The organism is Vreelandella sp. L-25 (assembly GCF_056857535.1).
Genome location: NZ_JBSXNH010000090.1, coordinates 26153 through 48994, shown reverse-complemented (window position 1 = coordinate 48994; position 22842 = coordinate 26153). Strand labels below are relative to the sequence as shown.

Annotated in this window: 24 protein-coding genes; 22 read left to right on the top strand and 2 right to left on the bottom strand. The window is 52.9% G+C overall.

All coding sequences use genetic code 11. The features are described 5' to 3' along the window. Positions 1 to 31: 31 nt before the first annotated feature. Both AC13CN_RS16080 and AC13CN_RS16075 read left to right on the top strand, forming a co-directional pair. Positions 32 to 616, top strand: a complete 585-nt coding sequence (locus AC13CN_RS16080; protein WP_044629441.1) for a cytochrome c oxidase assembly protein — start codon at positions 32 to 34, stop codon at positions 614 to 616. Next, positions 613 to 1473 carry a cytochrome c oxidase subunit 3 gene (locus AC13CN_RS16075; protein WP_062361297.1) on the top strand — a complete coding sequence of 287 codons (861 nt, stop codon included), beginning with the start codon at positions 613 to 615 and terminating at the stop codon, positions 1471 to 1473. The genes AC13CN_RS16080 and AC13CN_RS16075 overlap by 4 nt, the downstream gene beginning before the upstream one ends. Positions 1474 to 1480: 7 nt before the next feature. Here AC13CN_RS16075 and AC13CN_RS16070 read toward each other — a convergent pair whose 3' ends face one another. Further along, the gene (locus tag AC13CN_RS16070) at positions 1481 to 1669 is read right to left on the bottom strand and encodes a DUF2909 domain-containing protein (protein WP_044629439.1); all 189 of its coding nucleotides are present in this window, start codon (positions 1667 to 1669) and stop codon (positions 1481 to 1483) included. Positions 1670 to 1712: 43 nt separating this feature from the next. Here AC13CN_RS16070 and AC13CN_RS16065 point away from each other — a divergent pair, with 43 nt between their 5' ends. The 12 genes from AC13CN_RS16065 (at position 1713) to AC13CN_RS16010 (ending at position 12948) form a co-directional block, all read left to right on the top strand. Then, entirely contained in the window at positions 1713 to 2375 is a 663-nt protein-coding gene (locus tag AC13CN_RS16065) for an SURF1 family protein (RefSeq protein ID WP_323133612.1), read from the top strand. 1 nt (position 2376) lies between these two features. Continuing rightward, positions 2377 to 2883 (top strand): hypothetical protein, encoded by a 507-nt coding sequence (locus AC13CN_RS16060; RefSeq protein WP_062361295.1) that lies wholly within the window; start codon positions 2377 to 2379, stop codon positions 2881 to 2883. Positions 2884 to 2919: 36 nt separating this feature from the next. Further along, complete coding sequence (locus AC13CN_RS16055) at positions 2920 to 3987, top strand: COX15/CtaA family protein (RefSeq protein WP_062361293.1); 1068 nt, start codon at positions 2920 to 2922, stop codon at positions 3985 to 3987. A 52-nt stretch (positions 3988 to 4039) separates the two neighbouring features. Continuing rightward, the gene (locus tag AC13CN_RS16050; protein ID WP_062361291.1) at positions 4040 to 4507 is read left to right on the top strand and encodes a DUF2489 domain-containing protein; all 468 of its coding nucleotides are present in this window, start codon (positions 4040 to 4042) and stop codon (positions 4505 to 4507) included. A 246-nt stretch (positions 4508 to 4753) separates the two neighbouring features. Beyond that, on the top strand, positions 4754 to 5623 hold the full coding sequence (locus AC13CN_RS16045; RefSeq protein WP_054641112.1) for an OmpA family protein: 870 nt from the start codon (positions 4754 to 4756) through the stop codon (positions 5621 to 5623). Positions 5624 to 5835: 212 nt separating this feature from the next. Further along, positions 5836 to 7758, top strand: coding sequence for a threonine--tRNA ligase (gene thrS, locus AC13CN_RS16040; RefSeq protein WP_062361288.1), 1923 nt, complete (start codon positions 5836 to 5838; stop codon positions 7756 to 7758). Positions 7759 to 7770: 12 nt separating this feature from the next. Next, positions 7771 to 8310 carry a translation initiation factor IF-3 gene (gene infC, locus AC13CN_RS16035; RefSeq protein ID WP_074210535.1) on the top strand — a complete coding sequence of 180 codons (540 nt, stop codon included), beginning with the start codon at positions 7771 to 7773 and terminating at the stop codon, positions 8308 to 8310. A gap of 81 nt (positions 8311 to 8391) precedes the next feature. After that, the gene (gene rpmI, locus AC13CN_RS16030) at positions 8392 to 8586 is read left to right on the top strand and encodes a 50S ribosomal protein L35 (protein WP_009724291.1); all 195 of its coding nucleotides are present in this window, start codon (positions 8392 to 8394) and stop codon (positions 8584 to 8586) included. Between the two features lie 57 nt (positions 8587 to 8643). Then, entirely contained in the window at positions 8644 to 8997 is a 354-nt protein-coding gene (rplT, locus tag AC13CN_RS16025) for a 50S ribosomal protein L20 (RefSeq protein ID WP_009097607.1), read from the top strand. Positions 8998 to 9153: 156 nt separating this feature from the next. After that, positions 9154 to 10173 carry a phenylalanine--tRNA ligase subunit alpha gene (pheS, locus tag AC13CN_RS16020; RefSeq protein WP_228219098.1) on the top strand — a complete coding sequence of 340 codons (1020 nt, stop codon included), beginning with the start codon at positions 9154 to 9156 and terminating at the stop codon, positions 10171 to 10173. Between the two features lie 26 nt (positions 10174 to 10199). Beyond that, positions 10200 to 12581, top strand: coding sequence for a phenylalanine--tRNA ligase subunit beta (pheT, locus tag AC13CN_RS16015; protein ID WP_483053271.1), 2382 nt, complete (start codon positions 10200 to 10202; stop codon positions 12579 to 12581). Positions 12582 to 12648: 67 nt separating this feature from the next. Continuing rightward, positions 12649 to 12948, top strand: coding sequence for an integration host factor subunit alpha (locus tag AC13CN_RS16010; RefSeq protein ID WP_044629429.1), 300 nt, complete (start codon positions 12649 to 12651; stop codon positions 12946 to 12948). An 80-nt stretch (positions 12949 to 13028) separates the two neighbouring features. On the opposite strand, the gene AC13CN_RS16005 is transcribed toward AC13CN_RS16010, so the two are convergent. Then, complete coding sequence (locus tag AC13CN_RS16005; RefSeq protein WP_058576340.1) at positions 13029 to 13235, bottom strand: DUF2788 domain-containing protein; 207 nt, start codon at positions 13233 to 13235, stop codon at positions 13029 to 13031. A gap of 157 nt (positions 13236 to 13392) precedes the next feature. Here AC13CN_RS16005 and AC13CN_RS16000 point away from each other — a divergent pair, with 157 nt between their 5' ends. The 8 genes from AC13CN_RS16000 to AC13CN_RS15965 all read left to right on the top strand — a co-directional run bounded on the left by AC13CN_RS16000 (position 13393) and on the right by AC13CN_RS15965 (position 22786). Beyond that, a complete protein-coding gene (locus tag AC13CN_RS16000) occupies positions 13393 to 13854 on the top strand; it encodes a flavodoxin (RefSeq protein ID WP_074210537.1) in 462 nt (153 codons plus the stop codon). 2 nt (positions 13855 to 13856) lie between these two features. Beyond that, positions 13857 to 14225, top strand: coding sequence for a hypothetical protein (locus tag AC13CN_RS15995; protein ID WP_044629426.1), 369 nt, complete (start codon positions 13857 to 13859; stop codon positions 14223 to 14225). Between the two features lie 151 nt (positions 14226 to 14376). Then, the gene (gene tig, locus AC13CN_RS15990; RefSeq protein WP_230834182.1) at positions 14377 to 15729 is read left to right on the top strand and encodes a trigger factor; all 1353 of its coding nucleotides are present in this window, start codon (positions 14377 to 14379) and stop codon (positions 15727 to 15729) included. Positions 15730 to 15794: 65 nt separating this feature from the next. Continuing rightward, positions 15795 to 16412: an ATP-dependent Clp endopeptidase proteolytic subunit ClpP gene (gene clpP / locus AC13CN_RS15985; RefSeq protein WP_044629424.1), complete on the top strand. Its 618-nt coding sequence runs from the start codon at positions 15795 to 15797 to the stop codon at positions 16410 to 16412. A gap of 74 nt (positions 16413 to 16486) precedes the next feature. Then, a complete protein-coding gene (clpX, locus tag AC13CN_RS15980) occupies positions 16487 to 17767 on the top strand; it encodes an ATP-dependent Clp protease ATP-binding subunit ClpX (protein ID WP_062373880.1) in 1281 nt (426 codons plus the stop codon). A 199-nt stretch (positions 17768 to 17966) separates the two neighbouring features. After that, positions 17967 to 20393, top strand: coding sequence for an endopeptidase La (gene lon, locus AC13CN_RS15975; protein WP_172514498.1), 2427 nt, complete (start codon positions 17967 to 17969; stop codon positions 20391 to 20393). Between the two features lie 191 nt (positions 20394 to 20584). After that, on the top strand, positions 20585 to 20857 hold the full coding sequence (locus AC13CN_RS15970; RefSeq protein WP_054641109.1) for an HU family DNA-binding protein: 273 nt from the start codon (positions 20585 to 20587) through the stop codon (positions 20855 to 20857). Positions 20858 to 20968: 111 nt separating this feature from the next. Then, positions 20969 to 22786 (top strand): SurA N-terminal domain-containing protein, encoded by a 1818-nt coding sequence (locus tag AC13CN_RS15965; RefSeq protein WP_062361284.1) that lies wholly within the window; start codon positions 20969 to 20971, stop codon positions 22784 to 22786. Positions 22787 to 22842 lie beyond the last annotated feature (56 nt).

Sequence of the window (22842 nt, the reverse complement as noted above, 5' to 3'; positions counted from 1 at the left end):
AAAAGCGTTGGAGAAGGCGGAGGGATGAAAAATGGCAGCAGATGGTTCTCAACAAGCTGGCGTTAGGCGGACCGTCATTCGCAGTGTCGCAGCCCTTCTTGGCATGTTTGCCTTTGCGTTTGCCTTAGTTCCTCTTTACGACGTGTTTTGTCGGGTAACGGGTTTAAACGGAAAGGTCGATACCACGGCAAAAGCTATCATTCATGAAGAGGTGGATCAGTCGCGCTTCATTACGGTTCAATTTATTACCCGTGGTAGTGCGGGACTGCCATGGCAAATGAGTGTTGAAACGCGGCAAATGCGGGTACATCCAGGCCAAACCGCAGAAGTGGATTTTACCTTTACGAATAACAGCCACCAAGAAAGTTGGGGACGCGCTGTGCCTAGCGTCTCACCCTCTAGTGCAACAACGCATTTACGTAAAGTCAGCTGTTTTTGCTTCCAAGAACAGCAGCTACAAGGCGATGAGCGACTAACCATTCCGCTGGTGTTTCAGTTAGCTAAAGACTTACCTGAAGAAATCAGCACCATTACCTTGGTGTATACCCTATACCCGGTACAGCGCATTGCGCTTAATCCACTCAATAACAATAACGCGGCGGGGGATAAAATATGAGCGGCGGCAGCTATTACGTTCCTGCGAACAGCCGGTGGCCTATTTTAGGGTCGCTTGCGCTAGGTGCCATGATGGCCGGTATTGGTATCAAGTTAGTTTACAACACCGGGGCGCCATTGTTAGTTATTGGCTTACTATGCGTTATTTGTGTCATGGGGTTTTGGTTTCGAGACGTCATTCACGAGTCGATGGGCGGTTTATACGACGCACAAATGGATCGCTCGTTTCGATGGGGAATGGGCTGGTTTATTTTTTCAGAAGTCATGTTTTTTGCCGCTTTTTTTGGCGCACTGTTTTATGTAAGGACCTTCACAATTCCATGGCTAGGAGGGGAGGGGGCAAAAGGCGTATCTGCTTTGCTATGGCCCGAATTTGTTCCTCAATGGCCGCTACTCAATCCCCCTGATGCCTCTGTTGCAGGGCCCTCCAGCGTACTTAGCCCCTGGCAATTACCCTTAGTGAACACACTGATTTTGGTGACATCAAGTATCACACTAACGGTTGCCCATGAAGCTCTGAAGCTTGGCTATCGTCAGACCTGTCGTAACTGGTTAGCAGGCACAGTACTGCTGGGCATTTGCTTTATCCTTATCCAAGGCGTCGAATATTATGAAGCCTATCATCATTACGGCATTACCCTAGAGGCCGGTATTTTTGGGGCTACTTTTTTTATATTGACAGGCTTTCATGGTCTCCACGTCATTATTGGTACGCTCATTTTGGCGAGCATGCTGGTAAGAATTATCAAAGGTCACTTTACTAACGATCATCACTTTGGTTTTGAGGCATCCTGCTGGTATTGGCATTTCGTTGATGTAGTGTGGGTAGGGCTTTTTATCTTTGTTTATGTATTTTAGTGAGTTATCAAAGCTCGCCAGATAAGAAACCAAAGAGAAGCAGGGCCATCAATACGCAGGCTAACGCAATGCGCCATTTAAGTGATGTGAGTAACCGCCTGGAGGTGCTTTCGTCATGTAGTAAAAAGCCTGCACCTGCGGCTAAGCTGACCACTATTCCTATAAACACTAATGCAATGAGCAGTTTTAACCACATGATGAAGCCCTCTTATTTTCCAGCGCGACTATACGGATGGTGTGTGTTTTGGAGTGTTGTAGTGGTTTTAGGGTTGCTCCTAGGACTATGGCAGTGGGAAAGGGCCGCTGACAAGCGTGAACTGCTAGCCATTCGTGATGCAGCGCCAACAGTGGTTGAGCCAATCCAAACACCGGAAGGAGGGGCGCAGGTGCATCTACGTGGCGACTATCTTGAGCAGCACACGCTTTACTTAGATAACCGTATCGTTAACGGTCGCCTAGGCGTCGCGGTGTTGACACCGATGAAAGACTCTCATGGGCAGCTCTGGTTAGTACAACGTGGTTTTATTGAAACAGGTACAAGCCGGGCGTCTCCTTCGGTATTTACCCCTCATGGCACGGTTGAGGTGTCTGGCGAGTGGCAGGCGGAGCAATCGCAAGGGCCGCTTTATGGAGCCAACCAAGAAGGCGTCAGGCTGCAACAGCTGAGCTTGGCTCCTTGGGAAGAGGCGTTGGGCGTCTTCAGCCATAATGGCTGGCTTCATGCCCAGCAGGGTGCAGGTGTTTTTACCCCTTGGTGGGAGGCAAATGCGATGCCGCCAAGCCGGCATCTTGGCTACGCTTTTCAATGGTGGGGACTGGCGCTGGCGGCGTTGGTGATCATGCTATTGGGTGGATACCGTCTAGTGAGCGACTTTCGAGAAAGCTACGAAGGAGGGCGTTAACATGCGCCACCGTCGTCCAGTACGTTACGCAAGGCTTAAGGTGGTTCTCTTGTTTGCCATTTTTGCCGCTCCTATTGTGACGGCCTGGGGAATGGTGACTTGGAATGTGGGAATTCCTCAGGGCCATACTGCCCACGGAAAAGTAACCATAGAGGTGCCGCCGCTTGAGGATTGGCCGCTGATGGCTTCCATCACTGCCTCTGAACAATGGACGCTGGTATTAGACTGCGGCGCAAACTGTGTGCAGCAACAGGATGAGCTGTGGCGGTTACACCGTGCATTAGGGCGTGAAGCCACTCGACTAAAGCGATTAAGAGTTGGTGGTGACGATGCCACGCTGCCTGGGGAGACGGTGACAGTTTGGCAAAGCGTACCCTCTTGGAGCATTGCGCACAGCGTTTGGTTATTCGACCCTATGGGAAGGCCAGCACTCGCGTTTACTCAAGAAGCGGCAACCGCCGAGATTCTTGATGACATCCGGCACCTATTCAAAGTAAATCCTATTTAGCTTATGTTCGGCTAGCAATAGCCGTAAGGAAACTTAATGAAGACCTATCGAGAGTGCCGTCTTCGTTGGCTCATGAGGGTTACGCTGGTGGGAACCCTGTTGACTGCGTTCGTCATATTGGTAGGCGCATGGACTCGGTTAATGGATGCTGGCCTAGGCTGCCCTGATTGGCCTGGCTGTTATGGGCGCCTAATTGTGCCTGATAGTGAGCATGTTGCCCTTCGCCATCCAGATGCTCCGTTAGAGCCCTTTAAAGCGTGGGTGGAAATGGCTCACCGATATGTGGCGAGCTTTCTAGGGTTGATAGTACTTAGCGTTCTTGCGCTGGGTTGGTCGGTACGTAATCAAGCGGGTTATCCATGGCGGTTAAGCATGGTTCTGTTGGCCGTTATTCTGTTACAAGGGGCGTTTGGTGCTTTTACTGTGACATTAAAACTATGGCCGCAGGTGGTGACACTTCATTTGCTCGGAGGATTGAGCGTTTTAATGCTGTTTTTTTGGCTACATCTTCGCATACGCCGTTCATGGCGTGGGCAAATAGGGCAAGCTAAAAAGGGTGGCGTACTGTGGTACTTGGCAGGTGGGGTTTTATTGTTGCAGCTTGCACTGGGTGGCTGGGTCACAAGCAACTATGCCGGTATTGCTTGCCAAGGATTTCCTACCTGTAATTCACAATGGTGGCCAAGCATGGACCTAAGCGAAGGCTTCCACCTAACCCAAAGCGTTGGCCCTAATTATCTCCATGGTCAACTACACGCAGATGCTCGCACCGCTATTCATATGGTCCATCGTATGGGAGCACTGTTGTTGGGTGCCGCTTTACTAGCGTTATGGTGGCGCTATCGGGGCATCAAAGTAGTCAGCATCGCCTTGAGTCTCGCATTAGGAGCTTATTGCTTACAGGTGGCGCTTGGGGTCGCTAACGTTCTGCTCTGGCTGCCGCTTTGGTTAGCCTTGTTGCATACGGCAGGGGCTGTATTGCTAGCGCTGAGCATGGGATGGGCGTGGTGGTGCTGGCGGTACCAAAAGGCGGGGCAGGTTACTGTTCTTTGCCCATCAAATGCAAGCAACCTGAAGGCGCATGAATCAGATTGGTCTACTTGAGGCAATTAGGTGTACAATTCTCGTTAAGCATTTTATACGTTTCAGGGGCTTTATGAGTTCAACGGTTGCACTTTTACTGTTCGTTGTCGCTGTGCTAATCATCGCCGGGTTGGTCGTCTACGCCCATAAATTGCGAAGCGAAGTGAAGCGCCGTGAAGCGTTTAGACTGGAAGAAGAACGGCGTGCTCAGCAAAACAGCCTAGAAAATCTGGACTACGTGGTGAGCGCTCTCGTCCAAGAGCAAGTCGACATCACCGAGGGTTCCTGGCGCTGTAAAGTGCTGCTTGAAATCGTCGATCCAAGTCTTTCTGAACGACCTGAGTTTCAGGCGTTCGCCGAGGTTTATAGCCGTACGCGTCATCTCAAGACGCACTCTGCGCGCAAACAGTTGACCCCACGGGAAAGAATGCAAGAGGACAAGGAAAGGCTAGCTGTGGAAGATGAGATGCGCCCTGCGGTGCTCGCAGCCGCCGCAGAGGTAATTAAATGGCGCGCTAAAGGCCCTTCCGCTCTTCATTAAAAATTTTTAATGCCATCGATGTGAGCTTTGCTATGCTGGTAAGGTCGGTATTGGCAAGAAGTTGATATCTCGGCATTGTTGCCTTCTAACGCTGAAGCGTTAATGATAGGCACCACGTTCAGTTTCAGGGGCAGGGGAACCCCGTCCTGGATCAGAACAGCGAAAAATGGATGCTCTCGCCATAAGAAGCATTGGATAGATTTGGTCTCTAGACCATGTCAGCATTGGATCAAGAAGGAGTCTTGCATGAAAAAATCAACGACTGGCTTGCTAATCGGTTCTGCTCTAGTCGTCGGCCTGTCAGGTTGCGCTAGCTCAGCCTCTCAGTCTTCTGGCCAAGCAGGCGCCAACAGCGGCCAAAGCTGGTACCAGCACCCCGCGGTTTGTGGTTTGGCGGGCAGTATCATCGGCGGTAGCATTGGTTATGCCACCAGCAGCAGCTCAGATGAAGATGCGGGTGCCGCAACCGGCGCAGCGGCTGGCGCAGCTATCGGTGGTCTGCTGTGTGCAGATCGTACACCTGAGCCGGTAGCACCGCAGTGCCCGAGCTACGGCGAAGTGCCAGCTGGCGTTGCTGTTGATGCCGAAGGCTGCCCGCTGGACTCCGACGGTGACGGCGTGCCGGACTACCGTGACCAGTGCCCGGGCACGCCGGCTGGTGTAGAAGTTAACGCCAACGGTTGCCCGCTGGACTCCGATAACGACGGCGTGCCGGATTACCGTGACCAGTGCCCGAATACCCCGGCAGGCGTTGACGTAAACGCACTGGGTTGCCCGGAAAGCGTTGTTCTTCAGGATGTGAACTTTGAGTTCGATTCCGCCCAGCTAACACCGAATGCACAAAATGTTCTTAACGGCGTTGCTGAGCGTCTGGTTAACAACCCAGATGTACGTGTGAGCATTGAAGGTCACACCGATTCTCGTGGTTCTGACCAGTACAACAAGGATCTGTCTCAGCGTCGTGCTGAGTCCGTTGCAACCTATCTGAACCAGCGCGGCGTCGAAGCTAACCGTATGCGTGCTGTGGGCTACGGTGAAGAGCGTCCCGTGGCAACCAACGATACCGAAGAGGGTCGTTTCCAGAACCGTCGTGTAGAACTGGATGAGTGGAAGTAATCCACTTAGCTGATTAATCAATGGGTAGAGCCAGCATGCTGGTTCGTTAAACCCTTTGACAAAGAACGGGAGGCTTATGCCTCCCGTTTTATTTTACGCAGTCATAAATTCTGGTAGGCTGAGCAGCCTTCAAGATGTGCCCAATACCCCGACCATTGATAGCGAAATGTGATCCTTGGTATGGATCACCACTGCGCTCAAGGAATACCTGAATGCCTATTGTGACACTGCCCGATGGCAGCCAAAGAACGTTTGAAGCACCACTCTCTATTATGCAGCTAGCAGAGTCCATTGGCCCTGGTTTGGCCAAGGCCTGTGTGGCAGGCAAAATTAACGGGGTGCTGGTTGATGCTGCCGATATGATTGAGCAGGATGCGGACGTCTCTATTATTACTGCCCGCGATGAAGAAGGTTTGGAAATTATTCGTCACTCGTGTGCTCACTTGATTGGTCATGCGGTGAAACAGCTATATCCCGATGCCAAAATGGCCATCGGTCCGGTCATTGATGATGGCTTTTATTACGACATTGACTTTGGCAAATCAGTCACGCCAGACGATATGGAAGCCATTGAAAAGCGCATGCAGTCGCTCATCGATCATGAGTACGATGTTATTCGTGAGTACGTCAGCCGCGACCAAGCGATGGCAACGTTTGAAAAGCGTAATGAGCCGTATAAGCAAGAGATCATCCGTGATATCCCGGAAGGTGCGACTATCCGCCTTTACCACCACGAAGAGTACACGGACATGTGCCGTGGACCCCATGTGCCTAACACAAGACACTTAAAGGCATTTAAGCTGACGAAGCTGGCAGGTGCTTACTGGCGTGGTGACTCCTCCAATCCGATGCTGACGCGCATTTATGGCACGGCATGGGGCGATAAAAAGCAGTTAAAAGCTTACTTGAAGCGGCTGGAAGAAGCTGAGAAGCGAGACCACCGTAAGCTAGCGCGGAAGATGGACTTGTTCCACCTTCAAGAAGAAGCGCCTGGGATGGTTTTTTGGCACCCTAACGGTTGGACGATGTATCAGGCGTTAGAAGAGTACATGCGTAAAATTCAACGTGAGCATGGCTACCAGGAAATCAAGACGCCGCAAGTAGTGGATTTGTCACTGTGGAAGAAATCAGGCCACTGGGGACATTACAGTGAATTGATGTTCACCACAGAGTCGGAAAAGCGCGAGTATGCGGTGAAGCCGATGAACTGCCCATGTCACGTGCAGGTCTTTAATCAAGGCCTTAAGAGCTACCGTGACCTTCCGCTACGTTTGGCTGAATTTGGTAGCTGTCATCGAAATGAACCTTCAGGCTCGCTGCATGGTCTGATGCGGGTTCGTGGGTTTACGCAAGATGATGCCCATATTTTCTGTACCGAAAGTCAGATTCAGGCTGAGGCTGAGGCGTTTATTGCTCTAACGCTGCAAGTCTATAAAACGCTCGGTTTTGAAGACGTTGAGCTCAAGCTCTCCACCCGTCCCGAAGACTTTCTGGGTGAAGTCGAAATGTGGGATCGGGCAGAGCAGGGCCTTGAGGCCGCGCTGAACACTACTGGCTTGGCTTGGGATCTGCAGCCGGGTGAAGGTGCGTTTTATGGGCCGAAAATTGAGTTTGCGTTAAGAGATTGTCTGAATCGTGTTTGGCAGTGTGGTACTCTTCAGCTAGATTTTAATTTGCCAGGGCGTTTAGGGGCGCAATACGTCGATGAAGACGGCACGCGTAAAACCCCTGTAATGCTCCATCGTGCTATCCTGGGCTCATTTGAACGATTCCTGGGTATACTAATTGAGCATTACGCTGGTGCTATGCCACTATGGTTGGCCCCGCAGCAAGCTGTGCTTATGACCATTACCGACGCACAGCGTGATTACGCGCTTGATTTGGAGCAGCGGCTGCAAAAAAATGGCTTACGGGTTAAGGCGGACTTGAGGAACGAGAAGATCGGCTTTAAAATCCGTGAGCATACGTTACAGAAAGTTCCCTATCTCCTTGTGGTGGGAGATAAGGAAGTCGAAGCTGACTCAGTGGCCGTGCGAACTCGTAGCGGCGAAAACCTCGGCACCATGACTGTCGATGAATTCATCGAACGTTTTAATGCAGAGCGAGCAGCCCTGGCGACATCGTCAATTGCCTAAGGAGACGGAGCGATCAAGCGAAGCAATCAGCGCGGGCGTCCACAAGACAAACGCCCACCAATGAACGAGCGTATTACCGAAGAAGAAGTACGTCTAATTGATGCCGAAGGTGAGCAGTTGGGTGTTGTGCCCACCACTGAGGCTCTTGAGCGTGCGGAAGCTGCCGGTTTAGATCTCGTGCAAATTTCGAATGCCGATCCGATTGTTTGTAAAATCATGGATTATGGCAAATTCGTTTTTGAGACCAAAAAGCAGAAAGCGGCTCAAAAGAAAAAGCAGAAGCAAATCCAGGTTAAGGAAGTTAAATTCCGTCCTGGCACCGACGAAGGCGATTATCAGGTGAAGCTAAAAAACCTGATCCGCTTCTTGGAAGGTGGTGACAAGGGTAAGGTCACATTGCGCTTCCGTGGTCGTGAAATGGCGCACCAGGACATTGGCCGTAAGCTAATGGAACGGATCGCGGCAGACCTGGAAGAGATCGGAGTGGTGGAGTCTTTCCCGAAAATGGAAGGCCGCCAAATGATCATGATTCTTGCCCCGAAAAAGAAGTGATCCAACGGCGAAGTTAACGGGCCAGTGCGAAGGCGCTGGTCGGCCCTGGGTTTTCTAAAAAATATCGAGCGGAGTTCTCTCATGCCGAAAATCAAAAGCAACAGCGGCGCTGCTAAGCGCTTCAAAAAGACCGCTAACGGCTTCAAGCACAAGCAGTCTTTCCGTAGCCACATCTTGACCAAGAAGTCGACCAAGCGTAAGCGTCAGCTGCGTGGCATGAAGCAGATTCATGCTTCCGACAAAGCGCTGATCCAGCGCATGCTGCCGAACCTGTAAGGTCGAATTTTCTTATCTGAGTGCATTTAGCCTCAGTCATAAAGTCAGGAGTGTGTTATGACCCGTGTTAAGCGTGGCGTAGTTGCCCGTCGTCGCCATAAAAAAGTACTGAAGCAGGCCAAAGGTTACTACGGTGCCCGTTCGCGTGTTTTCCGCGTAGCCAAACAGGCTGTCATCAAAGCCGGCCAGTATGCGTACCGTGACCGCCGCAACCGCAAGCGCCAATTCCGTGCGCTGTGGATTCAGCGTATCAATGCTGGTGCGCGTATCAACGGCATGTCTTACAGCCGCTTTGTTGGCGGTCTGAAGAAAGCCGGTATTGAAATTGACCGTAAAGTATTGGCCGACCTGGCAGTACACGAAAAAGCGGCATTTGCTGCTATCGTGGAAAAAGCCAAGGCTGCCCAATAAGGCAATTTGCACTGAGCTAAATTCAGTGTGAAATGCCGAGGTCATTTCAGTGTGACCCATGCAGGGGAAGAGCAGCCGCTCTTCCCCTGTTTTTTTGTCACCTTCAACATGCCAGCCATCTTGAAAGATGGAACCGCTTAATTCGGAGTAAATCGGATGGACCACCTTCCTACTCTGGTGTTAGAGGCCCGCGATGCTATTCAAGCTGCGCAGAGTGTCTCAGCGCTAGATGAGTTGCGCGTACGTTACTTGGGTAAAAAAGGCGAAGTGACGGCCTTATTGAAAGGGCTGGGCAAGCTATCGGCAGAAGAGCGTCCTGCGGCTGGTGAGCAAATTAACCAAGCCAAGCAAACGCTATCAGTCGAGATAGACGCCAAACGCCAGCAGCTTGAGAGTGAAGCGCTGAATGCCCGCTTGGCAGCTGAGCGGATCGATGTAACATTGCCGGGGCGTGGGCAGGAGAGTGGTGGCTTGCACCCTGTGACACGCACGCTTGAGCGCATAGAGGGTTTGTTTACCCGCGTTGGTTATGATGTGGCGGTAGGTCCTGAGATTGAGGATGACTACCATAACTTCGAGGCGCTCAATATTCCCGCGCATCACCCGGCGCGGGGGATGGCAGATACGTTTTATTTCGATGCTACACGCTTGCTGCGCACTCATACATCTCCTGTGCAAGTACGCACCATGAAGAGTAGTGAACCGCCCATCCGTATCGTCTGCCCGGGGCGCGTCTATCGCAGCGACTCGGACCTGACGCATACGCCGATGTTTCATCAGGTAGAAGGTCTGTTGGTCGATGAGGGCGTGAGCTTTGCTGATCTAAAAGGCACCATTGAAGACTTCCTTCAGGCGTTTTTTGAGCGTGATGATCTATCGGTCCGCTTCCGCCCCTCTTACTTCCCATTCACTGAACCCTCTGCTGAGGTCGATATTCAGTGCGTGATGTGTAGTGGTAACGGTTGTCGTGTTTGCTCACATAGCGGCTGGCTGGAAGTGATGGGCTGCGGGATGGTGCACCCTGAAGTTTTCCGGCACTCCGGCATTGATACCGAACGATACACCGGCTTTGCCTTTGGTATGGGCGCAGAGCGTTTGGCGATGCTGCGCTACGGCGTTAATGACCTGCGCTTGTTCTTTGAGAACGACCTGCGCTTTCTTCGTCAATTCACCTAAGACCGCTGCCAGCGACGGGAATCAACATGAAATTTTCAGAACAGTGGCTGCGTGAATGGGTATCCCCGCAGCTTGATACTCAGGCCATTGCCGATCAGATCACCATGGCGGGCCTTGAAGTGGATGCCGTTGAAGCGGTCGCCGCTGCCTTTAGCGGTGTGGTCGTGGCTGAAGTGCTGTCCAAAGAGAAGCATCCTGATGCCGATAAGCTCAACGTATGCACGGTGAACGACGGTACTGGTGAGCCGGTGCAAGTAGTATGCGGTGCGCCCAACGTTGATGTGGGTCAGAAAATTCCCTTCGCCCAAGTGGGTGGCGTGCTGCCGGGCGATTTTAAAATCAAAAAGGCAAAACTGCGTGGCGTTGAGTCGCGCGGCATGATCTGCTCGGCATCAGAGCTAGGGTTAGAGGAAGAAACCTCTTCTGGTATCCTGGTGTTACCGGCGTCGGCCCCCGTGGGCACTAGCTTTCGCGAGTATATGCAGCTCGACGATATGACCATCGAGGTGGATCTTACCCCTAACCGCGGCGACTGCCTGAGCATAAAAGGCCTTGCGAGAGAGGTAGGTGTGCTTAACCGCCTGCCGGTAAGTGGCCCTGAGATCACAGTCGTTGAAGCGAGTATCGACAATACTTTCCCCGTCACTATTGAGGCGGCTGAGCAGTGCCCTCGCTACTTAGGGCGCGTTATTAAGGGCGTGAATGTCGAGGCTGAAACGCCGCTGTGGATGGTTGAGCGGCTACGTCGCAGCGGCGTACGCTCGATTGACCCTGTGGTGGATGTCACCAACTACGTCATGCTAGAGCTTGGTCAACCGCTGCATGCGTTTGATCGGGACAACCTGCAGGGTGGCATTACTGTCCGTTTGGCACGAGAGGCGGAGCGTTTAACACTGCTGGATGGCCAAGAGGTAGCACTTCGCCCTGAAACACTGGTAATTGCCGATGAGCGTGGCCCCCTGGCAATGGCTGGCATCATGGGGGGGGGGAATTCAGGGGTAAACGAAAAAACGCACACGATTTTTCTTGAGTCGGCCTTTTTTGCTCCGCTTGGCATTGCTGGGCAGGCGCGTTCCTACGGTCTGCATACCGACGCATCGCATCGTTATGAGCGTGGCGTCGATCCAGAGCTTCCTGCCATGGCGGTTGAGCGTGCTACAAAGCTCCTGATGGAGATTTGTGGGGGGCAGGCAGGGCCCGTGGTTGAGACGGTAAGCGATGAGCATTTACCGGCACCGCGCATCATTATGCTTCGCGAGGCTCGCCTTGAGAGTGCGCTCTCCAAGCGGCTGCAGCCGGATGATGTCACCGATATCCTTCAGCGTTTAGGGCTTGAGGTTGATAAACAGGCGGAAGGTTGGTCAGTGGTCGCCCCTAGCTGGCGTTTTGACGTTGCCATTGAGGAAGACCTCATCGAGGAAGTGGCGCGTATCCATGGCTACAATAACCTTCCGGTTCGTCGCCCAGCCGCTCGACTAGCACTTCGCCCAGCTAACGAGGCACTCCTCACTCAGTCTCAGTTGCGCAACCAGATGGTTGCTCGCGGTTTCCAGGAGGCGGTGACATACAGCTTCGTAGCGCCGGACCTGCAGGCAGCAATGCTGCCAGATGCTGTGTCCCCCGTGCTTGCGAATCCGATTTCGTCGGACCTCTCGGTGATGCGCGCCAGCCTTTTCCCGGGCTTAGTGCGTGCCCTAGAGTATAATCTCAATCGCCAGCAAACCCGTGTGCGCATTTTCGAGACAGGGCTGGTATTTAACGGCCATCTCGATAACTTAACCCAAGAGCCGATGATGGGCGCCTTAGTGTGCGGTGGCCGTGAAGGGGAGGGGTGGAGCAGCACTAAGGCTCAGGTAGATTTTTATGACCTGAAAGGAGATCTAGAGAGTCTTTTGGCAATGGGTGGGGCCCGGGAAGCTTGGCGCTTTGAGCCGGGCGAGCACCCCTCTCTGCATCCTGGGCAAACCGCCCAGCTCTTTTACAATGGCGAACCCGCCGGCTGGATTGGCACACTGCACCCGCAAGTGCGTGCCAAGCTGGGGCTTAAGGTTGATGCGGTGCTGTTTGAAGTTCGCCTAGATGTATTGAGTCAGGGGGAAATTCCTGCCTTTGAGCCGCTTTCACGCTACCCAGAAGTGCGACGCGATTTGGCGTTTATGCTCAAAGAAGCAACGCCTGTGCAAGCGCTACTTGATTGTGCAAAAGCTCAGGCAGGCGATTACTTGAAAGACATTAAGCTATTTGATGTCTATGCTGGTAAAGGCGTAGCCGAGGGCTATAAGAGTATTGCATTGGGCTTGACCTGGCAGCACGCTTCGCGCACGCTAAATGATGAAGAAATCAACCAGTTGGTCGACTCGATCATCACTAACGTGCGAGCCGAATTAGATGCCGAACTTCGCGGCTAACTAAGCTATGCCATGACACGACGCTTATCACGTTCTTGGCAATGCGTATGCTACATGGAGGAGCCCTATGGGTGCGTTGACCAAAGCAGAGCTAGCTGAGCATTTGCATACTGAGCTGGCGCTGTCGAAGCGAGAAGCAAAAGCGATGGTGGAGGCGTTCTTTGAAGAAATCCGCGCCTGTTTGCGTGAAAACGAGCAGGTGAAACTGTCGGGGTTTGGTAACTTTGATCTGCGTGATAAGCGCGAGCGGCCTGGTCGAAACCCTAAAACTGGCGAAGAAATCCCTATCTCTGCCCGGCGTGTGGTGACTTTTCGCCCCGGGCAAAAGCTAAAGCAGCAGGTAGAACGCTACTCAAGTGGTCAGTAGCGAGTACATCAAGCTGCCCAACGAAAAGGAGTGCCTAATGGCACTCCTTTTTTATAGGCTACAAATAGGGCGCTATCTGGCTAAATACCTCCACCCTCAATCAGCCAAGTGATCACCACTTTAATGACGTAGCCCAACATTCCGGCACCTAGTACCACAAACAACATAATCGTGCCAAATTTGCCTGCGTTCGATTTTTTTGCGAGATCCCAAATAATAAAACACATAAAAATGATCAGGCCGCCAATCATAATGGGCGTGATCCATGTCTCAAAGGTCTGCTGCATAAGCGCTCCTGTTGGACGATTGTCGGTAGCCCATGGTGGGGCGTGCGTCATTTTTGTCAGTCGTGTTAATATTTGAGCAAATTCATCAGGTATTTGTCGACTGAACTTTGCGGACTTAACAAAGCGCAGTACGACAACTTTGCCGAGGAGTAGGCCAATGCCTAAGTTAACCATTCTGGTCGGCACCATGTATGGTGGTGCGTTAGACGTTGCTGAGCAGGTAAAGCCGCTGTTTGAGCAGGCGGGCTATGACGTTGATATTTCAGAACAGCCCTCTGTAGACGATGTTTCCCAAGCCAGTGATCTAACGCTTTTCTGTGTGTCTACCACGGGGAGCGGTGATTTTCCCGGTAACTTTGTGCCCTTTGTTCGCAGTCTAAAAGATCAAAGCCCCTCGCTGGCGGGACTGCGTTATGGGTTGATCGCGCTTGGCGATAGTTCCTACGGTGATACGTTCTGTGGCGCGGGGAGAGCCTTAGATGAGTTGCTGCAGGATCATGGCGCCCACCGTTTAGGTGAGCGCCTTGAAATCGACGCGATGGAAACCTTCATGGCGGATGATGCAGCGGTGCCGTGGGTAGAGGAGTGGATTGATGCTCAGAAGCTAAAGGTAGCATAGCCATGCAGCAAACGGTTTACTCTCCCAAGCGAGTGAGCGTAGCGGTTGGCTTATGCATCGTGATGCTCGCTGCGCTCCCGCGCTATATGGTGGGAGGGCATGAGACGCGCCAAACCCTTCTGCTGATGGCCTTGGTGCTAGTGGCTGGCGCAGCCGCGTTCCAGTGGAGGATGCTGTCTCAAGAGGCTCGTCAGGCGCTACCAGCACTAATAAAGCGTCTAGCGATCATGCTAGTGCTCGGGGCGCTGGTGATGGGGGCTTGGCACGCCATGTTTACTGATTGGATTAGCTGGCAGGTCTTTATCTCTCACGCGGCGACGTGTGGTCTGCTGCTGCATGCGGTTTCCCTGTGGTGGTCTGCGCGGGAGTAACGATTTTTGTACCTTTAAACCCTTGTAATTGGTGCTTGCGCCCCCATCTTGCGAGCATGGCGCTTGCCACCATGCGTCAGGGTTCTTAAAATTGCCCCCTTGAACATATTTTACGCAATCAACACAACGCCCAGCCGCTAGAGGACAATTCATGCAAGTTTCCGTCGAGACGACCTCCCAGATCGAACGCCGTATCACGATTCAAGTGCCGGCAGCAGAAATCGACGAGGCCGTCAGCGCTCGCTTGAAAGACACCGCGAAAAACGTTCGCCTGAACGGTTTCCGCCAAGGCCGGGTGCCAATGGCCGTCGTGCGTCAGCGCTATGGCGACAGCGTGCGCAGTGAAGTGGTAGGCGAAGTGATGCGTGAACGCTACGTTCGCGCGATCACAGAAAAAGAACTCAACCCTGCCGGTTTCCCGCAGATTGAGCCAAAAGTTAATGAAGAGGGTAAAGACCTTGAGTTCGTTGCGGTAATGGAAGTTTACCCGCAGGTTGAGCTGACCTCTATCGAAGGTACAGACGTTGAGCGCCCAGTTGTGTCTGTCAGCGAAGCAGATGTCGATGAAATGATCGATACCTTGCGTAAGCAAAACGCCGCATGGGAAGAAGTTGACGCTGCCGCTGCTGACGGTGACCAAGTCACCATCGATTTCCAAGGCTTCCTGGGCGACGAGCCGTTTGAAGGTGGCAGTGCAGAAGGCCACGCGTTGGTCATCGGTTCTAACAGCTTCATTCCAGGTTTTGAAGAGCAACTGATCGGTGTTAAAGCAGGCGAAGAAAAAACCATCTCCGTCACTTTCCCAGCGGATTACCAAGCCGAGCATCTGGCCGGTCAAGACGCCACCTTCAAGGTGACCGTTCACAAAGTAAGCAGCCAGAAACTGCCGGAAGTTGATGCTGAGTTCATCGAGCGTTTCGGTGTAGAAGACGGCGATGAAGCCAAATTCCGTGCTGAAATTAAAAAGAACATGACCCGCGAAGCGGCTCAGGCTGTTGACAACCGTGTTAAGCAGCAGGTGCTGGATGCGCTGAAAAAAGCGAACGACATTCCCGTGCCCACCGCGCTGGTTCAGCAAGAAACGGACGGCATGAAGCGTCAAGCCGCTCAGCAGTTTGGCCTGGGTGAAGATTTTGACGTTAGCCAGCTGCCGAATGAGCTGTTTGAAGAGCAGGCGAAGAGCCGTGTTCAGGTTGGTCTATTGCTAGCTGAAGTGATCAAAGCCAATGAACTGGACGCAGACGACGCGGCCATCAAAGCCAAAGTAGAAGAGCTGGCTGAGCAGTATCAAGATCCATCCGAAGTGGTTGAGTACTACATGGGTAATGAGCAGCTGAAAACCCAGGTAAAATCTGCCATTCTCGAAGAGAAAGCCGTTGAGAAGCTGCTTGAGCAAGCGAACGTCAAAGACGTCGAAATGTCTTACCAGCAAGCGTTGGCTGCTGCTCAGCAGCAGGCTGAGCAAGATGAGAAGGCCGAAGAGGGCGAACAGGCAGGCGCCTGATCTCATCGCGTGGCGCACCCTATCTGGGTGCGCTTTTCCCTTACCGGACGCAAGGAATCACCCGAATGAGTGAGTTTGATATTCAAAACGCCGGCGGTTTAGTGCCCATGGTGGTTGAGCAGAGCGCCAAAGGGGAAAGAGCCTACGACATCTACTCGCGCCTTTTAAAAGAGCGTGTGATTTTCCTGGTAGGGCCGGTAGAAGATTACATGGCTAACCTTGTCGTGGCGCAGCTGTTGTTTCTTGAGTCTGAAAACCCCGATAAGGATATCCATCTTTACATCAATTCACCCGGTGGTTCGGTAACGGCGGGTATGTCAATTTATGACACCATGCAGTTTATCAAGCCGGATGTTTCCACCGTATGTATTGGTCAGGCTGCCAGCATGGGCGCGCTCCTGCTAACAGCAGGCGCTGCGGGCAAGCGTTACTGCTTACCTAACTCCCGCGTGATGATTCACCAGCCGCTAGGTGGCTACCAAGGTCAAGCGTCGGATATTGAGATTCACACCCGTGAAATTCTCGGTATTCGTGAGAAACTGAATCAAATTCTGGCTCACCACACTGGCCAGGATGTTGAGAAAGTGGCTCAGGATACTGACCGCGACAATTTTATGAGCGCCAATAAAGCAAAAGAGTATGGCTTGATTGACGCAGTGCTGGATAAGCGACCTACATCCTGATAGCGTGATAGGATTCTGCTTTTCTAACGAGCTTTTCAGGCGGCGTCAGCCGCCGCAGTGACAGAGGTACGCGAATGGCCGACGGCAAAGGCAAGGACGAAGGTGGCAAACTGCTTTACTGCTCGTTTTGTGGTAAAAACCAAAACGAAGTTCGTAAGCTGATTGCCGGCCCGTCCGTGTATATCTGCGATGAGTGTGTCGACTTATGTAATGACATCATTCGCGAAGAAGTTCTCGAAGCCGATGCCGAGAGCGATGAGGAGCGTTTACCTACGCCCCGCGAAATACGTCATACATTGGACGACTACGTCATCGGACAAGACCGCGCCAAGATGGTGCTGTCTGTAGCGGTTTATAACCACTACAAGCGTCTGAAGTCAGAAGTACGTGAAGGCGATGTGGAGCTAGGTAAGTCCAACATCCTGCTAATTGGCCCGACGGGTAGCGGTAAAACGCTCCTCGCCGAGACCATGGCGCGGCTATTGAATGTACCTTTTACTATTGCTGATGCAACGACGCTGACCGAAGCAGGCTATGTGGGTGAAGATGTTGAAAATATCATCCAAAAGCTGCTGCAAAAGTGCGACTACGATGTTGAGAAAGCCGAGCGCGGCATCGTCTATATCGATGAAATCGACAAAATCTCGCGTAAATCGGATAACCCGTCGATTACCCGTGATGTTTCTGGCGAAGGCGTACAGCAGGCGCTGCTGAAGCTAATTGAAGGCACAACGGCGTCCGTTCCTCCCCAAGGTGGGCGTAAGCATCCCCAGCAGGAGTTTGTTCAGGTCAATACGGCCAATATCCTGTTTATTGTGGGTGGTGCTTTTGCTGGCTTGGATAAAGTCATTCGCGACCGTGCTGAGAAAGGCGGTATTGGTTTCAATGCCAGCGTGAAAAGCAAAGAGTCTTCGCGAGGCGTTGGCGAGCTACTCGCGGATGTCGAGCCAGAGGATCTGGTCAAGTTTGGCTTGATTCCTGAGTTTGTGGGGCGCCTGCCAGTGATTGCAACGCTGACTGAGCTGACAGAAGACGCACTGGTTCAGATTTTGACTGAGCCGAAAAACTCGCTGATCAAGCAGTATGCCAAGCTCTTCGAGATGGAAGGCGTCACGCTTGAGTTTAGAGACGACGCCTTACGGGCTGTGGCTGTGAAAGCCATGGAACGTAAAACCGGTGCTCGTGGGCTGCGTTCTATCCTAGAGTCTGTGCTGCTGGATACCATGTATGAAATTCCTTCCTTGGAAGGGGTGAGCAAGGTCGTCATCGATGGTTCCGTCATTGCTGGCGAAAGCGAGCCACTGTTGATCTACTCGCAGCAGGAAGAAGCGCGGGTCGACGGTACTGACGGTTAACCCTTCGGTACGTACCACGGCCTAGCTTTCACCGCTTGTGCCAAACCAAGGGGTCGCCTAGGCGGCCCCTTGTTGTTCTACGTTATTGTTGAAACGGCTGGCCAGCACACGGTGATGTATCGTGTCATGCCCTTTCATACTGTGAGGTACTTGGCTAAGTACCCTTCAAGTACTCATCCGAATTTGAGGAACGTCTGCGATGCAGCAGAACGCCGATCAGACACAATGTCTACCCCTGTTGCCTTTGCGGGATGTGGTTGTGTATCCGCAAATGGTTATTCCGCTTTTTGTTGGCCGTGAGAAGTCCATTCAAGCCTTAGAGGCAGCGATGGAAGCCGACAAGCGTGTACTGCTGGTGGCTCAGCGCGAGGCCTCACAGGATGATCCTGATAATGCGGACCTCTACGCGATGGGGACCGTCGCTGACATCATGCAGCTGCTTAAGCTGCCTGATGGCACTGTAAAGGTGTTGATTGAAGGCAGCTTCCGCGCTGATGTTATCGATATCGAAGAAAATGAAGTGGGCTACACTCAGGCGCACTTAATCCCACGTGAAAGCGAGCCGCTTACCAGTCGTGAGCAAGAAGCGCTAGTGCGTGTCCTGCTCAATCAGTTCGAGCAGTACGTCAAGCTGTCTAAGAAAGTGCCCAACGAAGTGCTTAACTCGCTGTCGGGCATCGAAGACCCTAGCCGTTTGGTCGACACCATCTGCGCCCACCTGTCGCTGAAAATTGGTGACAAGCAAGAGCTGCTCGAAATGGATCGCGTACGCGACCGTATTGAACACCTGATGGCGCTGATTGAGTCTGAGATTGATCTGCTCCAGGTCGAGAAGCGCATCCGCTCGCGTGTTAAAGAGCAGATGGAAAAAACGCAGCGTGAGTACTATCTCAATGAGCAGATGAAGGCCATCCAGAAAGAGATGGGTGAGCTGGATAATGTACCCAACGAAGCCGAAAAGTACGAACAGGCGATCAAAGAGTCTGGGATGCCCAAAGAGGCGTCTGATAAAGCGACTCAAGAGCTTAATAAGCTCAAAATGATGGCTGCCAATTCTGCTGAGGCGACCGTAGTGCGCTCATATCTGGACTGGCTAATTGCCGTTCCATGGAAAAAGCGCACGCGCGTTAAGCACGATCTGGTAAAAGCCCAGCAGGTGCTGGATGAAGATCATTACGGCCTGGAAGAAGTGAAGGCGCGCATTCTTGAGTACCTAGCCGTACAAAAGCGCGTACGGAAAATGAAAGGGCCGGTGCTCTGCTTGGTAGGACCGCCTGGGGTAGGTAAAACGTCCCTTGGTCAATCCATCGCCCGCGCGACAAATCGTAAGTACGTCCGCCTGGCGCTGGGTGGTGTGCGCGATGAGTCGGAAATCCGTGGCCATCGCCGCACCTATATTGGCTCGCTGCCAGGCAAGCTGATACAGCGTATGAGCCGTGCCGGGGTGAAAAATCCGCTTTTCCTGTTGGATGAGGTGGATAAACTAGGCATGGACCACCGTGGTGATCCGGCGTCAGCGCTTCTAGAGGTATTGGACCCCGAGCAGAACAGCAGCTTTAGTGATCACTACCTTGAGCTGGATTACGACCTCTCTGAGACGCTGTTTATTTGTACCGCGAACTCAATGAATATCCCAGGCCCGCTGCTGGACCGTATGGAGATTATTCGTCTACCGGGCTACACCGAAGACGAGAAGCTCGCCATCGCTAGGCGCTACCTGCTACCCAAGCAGCTAGAAGCTAATGGGCTTAAGGAAGAAGAGCTAGCGCTGAATGACGACGCGTTGCTTGAGTTGGTGCGCTACTACACTCGTGAGGCGGGTGTGCGCGAGCTTGAGCGTCAGATCGCTAGAGTGTGTCGTAAAGTGCTGCGTGAGCGCTTAGAAGCTGAGCGCACCTCGAAAGATAAGGCAGGCAACAAGCTGCAGGCGCAGCAAGTGCTCTCCGCTGATCAGATTGAGACTTATGCCGGTGTGCGCCGCTATAGCTATGGCTTGGCGGAGCAGGAGGACCAAGTCGGTCGTGTAACCGGCTTGGCTTGGACGTCCGTAGGTGGGGAGCTGCTCAACATTGAGTCGGTAGTGACGCCAGGTAAAGGTCGTATTAACAAGACCGGTTCGCTTGGTGATGTCATGAAAGAGTCGGTAAGTGCAGCACAAACCGTCGTGAAGGCGCGTGCTCAGGCCTATGGAATTGACCCCCAGCGCTTCGAAAACGAAGACCTGCACATCCATGTGCCCGAAGGTGCCACACCTAAAGACGGGCCCAGTGCTGGTATTGCCATGGTAACGGCGATTGTCTCCGCCTATACTCAGCGGCCAGTAAGGTGCGATGTGGCCATGACAGGGGAGGTAAACCTGCGTGGTGAAGTATTACCGATTGGGGGTCTAAAGGAGAAATTGCTGGCGGCTAGGCGGGGTGGTATAAAGACCGTCTTAATCCCTGAGGAAAATCGTCGAGATCTCAAGGAAGTACCGGAGAATATCAAAGGAGCGCTTGATATTCGCCCCGTACGCTGGATAGATGACGTGCTGTCCGTGGCGCTGGCAGAGAATGTTGCCGAAGGCGCTTCATTAAAGGGCGCAGATAAGTCTTTCAATGCAAATGCTGTTGCAAGCACCCATTAAGCGTTAAAGCAGTTTTGCTTTAATTTTACTTAATAAGTTTGCCCAATGCCTTGAGCAGCGGGCATTTCACGGTCCGGTCGCTTGACAGGTGTTTCAAGGCATTGCTATAAAACGCAGCTATGCTTTGAGGTTGATGCACTTGGTGGCCGTGCCGTTCAGAGCCATTTTTTGAAACAGTTAAGGGGTGAAGTGTGAATAAGTCCGAGCTGATTGAAGCTATTGCCGTATCTGCAGATATTCCTAAAGCAGCGGCAAGCCGCGCATTGGATGCCATGGTGGAGTCTGTCACCGATAGCCTCAAAAAAGGCGAGAGTGTTTCTCTGGTAGGTTTTGGTACCTTCGCTATTAAAGAGCGTGCTGCGCGTACTGGTCGCAACCCCCAAACGGGTCAGCCAATCGAAATCAGCGCAGCAAAAGTGCCCAGCTTTAAAGCCGGTAAAGCGCTGAAAGACGCCGTCAACTAATTGGCTCGCGTTTGCTGTAACCTAATGGGCGCATCGCATCCGCGATGCGCCCATGTTCTTTTCTGGCCCGATGGTTTGGGCAATAGATGGCTTTGATGATCTGAGGCTAGCATGCTGCAAAGTATACGAGATGGCTCCAGAAGCTGGGGTGCCAAGATAATCATTGGTGTCATGGTCGCGGCCATGGCGCTTTTTGGTGTGGAGTCGCTGTTCAGTGTCTTTGGTAGCGACCCCAATGAAGTGGCGAGCGTTAATGGCGAACCCATTATGCGTCAGCAAGTTGAGCTAGAAGTGCAGCGCGCGCTGCGTTCTGGGCAAGTGCCTCCTGAGCAGGAGCGGGCACTGCGCAACGATATGCTCGACCAGCTCATCACTCAGTCTTTACTGCGTCAGTATGCTGAGGACGGCGGTTTTTACGTCTCCGACGCTCAGCTTGACCAGATGATCGTGACACTGCCTGAGTTTCATGATCAGGATGGGCGCTTTTCTGCAGAAATTTTCCGGAATCGTCTGGCAGGAGCGGGTTACACGCCGCTCTCGTTCCGTGAAGAGCTGCGGATGGATATCAAGCGTCAGCAACTGCAGCAGGGCTTGGCATTCAGTGACTTCAGCTTGGCCAATGAAGAGCAGCGTCTGGCAGACCTGCAAGGCCAGCAGCGAGATTTCCGCTACGTGATGCTGGATGCCAATGATGCTGCTTATGAAGTAGAGGTCACCGAGGAGCAGATGCAGGCCTACTATGACGCCAACCAGGAACGCTTCGAGCGCCCGGAACAGGTGCGCGTCGAGTACGTGGTGATCGACCGCCAGGCCATGGCTGAAGATATTGCTGTGGACGAGAGCGAACTCCGCGCTGCCTGGCGTGAGCAGAATCGCGATGCCAACCGTCGTGTTTCCCATATCATGGTGACCTTTGGTTCCGAGCGTGGCCGTGAAGAGGCCCAGCAGCTAGCCAATGAAGCGCTGGCTGACCTGAGCCGTGGTGAGAGTTTCGCCGATACCGCCGTGCGTTTTTCGGATGACACCGCTAGTGCCGAGCAGGGTGGTGATCTGGGCGTGATCAGTCGCGGCTTCTTTGGTGATGCCTTCGATGACGCAGCGTTTGCCCTTGGGGTCGGTGAGACGTCCCAGGTCGTCGAAATGGACGGTGCTTTCCATATTCTGCAGGTTACCGAGCTGGATGCGCCTTCTTTCGAAGAGCAGCGTGACCGTTTGGCTCAGGAAGTGGCGCTGCGTGAGGTCAATGATGACTTCAATCGTCAGGTGCAGCGTCTGATCGATGAGAGCTTCGCGGCAGACGATCTGCAGTCCGTTGCGGATGACCTCGGCCTGACGCTCAACGAGAGCGACTGGTTGGCGCGTGGGGAAGGTGAAGGAGCGCTTTCCGAGCCGGGCGTGCTGGATGAGGCGTTCAGCGCTGACGTGCTGGAAGAGGGCTACAACAGCGAAGTGATTGAGCTCGACAACGACCGCCGCTTAGTGCTTCGTGTTGCCGAGCATCGTGATGCAACTGTTCTGCCCCTAGATGAAGTGCGCGATGAAGTAGAGCAGGCTGTTGCTGCTCAGCAGCGCCAAGAAGCACTTCAGGAGCAGGCAGCAGAATTGATCGCCTTGCTCCGTGCGGGCGATGCCGTTGAGCTGGAGTGGCTGGAAGCCAATAACGTCTCTCGCCAGTCTGACAGTACGCTGCCTCAGGTGCTGATCCGTGAAGTGTTCCGCATGCCACACCCTGAAGAGGGCGACAGCGTTTACCGTGCCGTGACCTTGCCTCAGGGCGTTGCTGTCGTTGCATTGGACAGTGTCAACGAAGGGCAGGCCGACGAGCAGATGAATGCTTTCGTGTCACAAATGGCAGAACAACTGCGGGCTCAGGCGATCATTCAAGGATTGATCGATGACCTGCGCAGTGATGCCAGGATAGAGCGCTAAAACTAAAAAGCCGATCCATGTGATCGGCTTTTTCATGACGGGGCCTGTGCTCAATG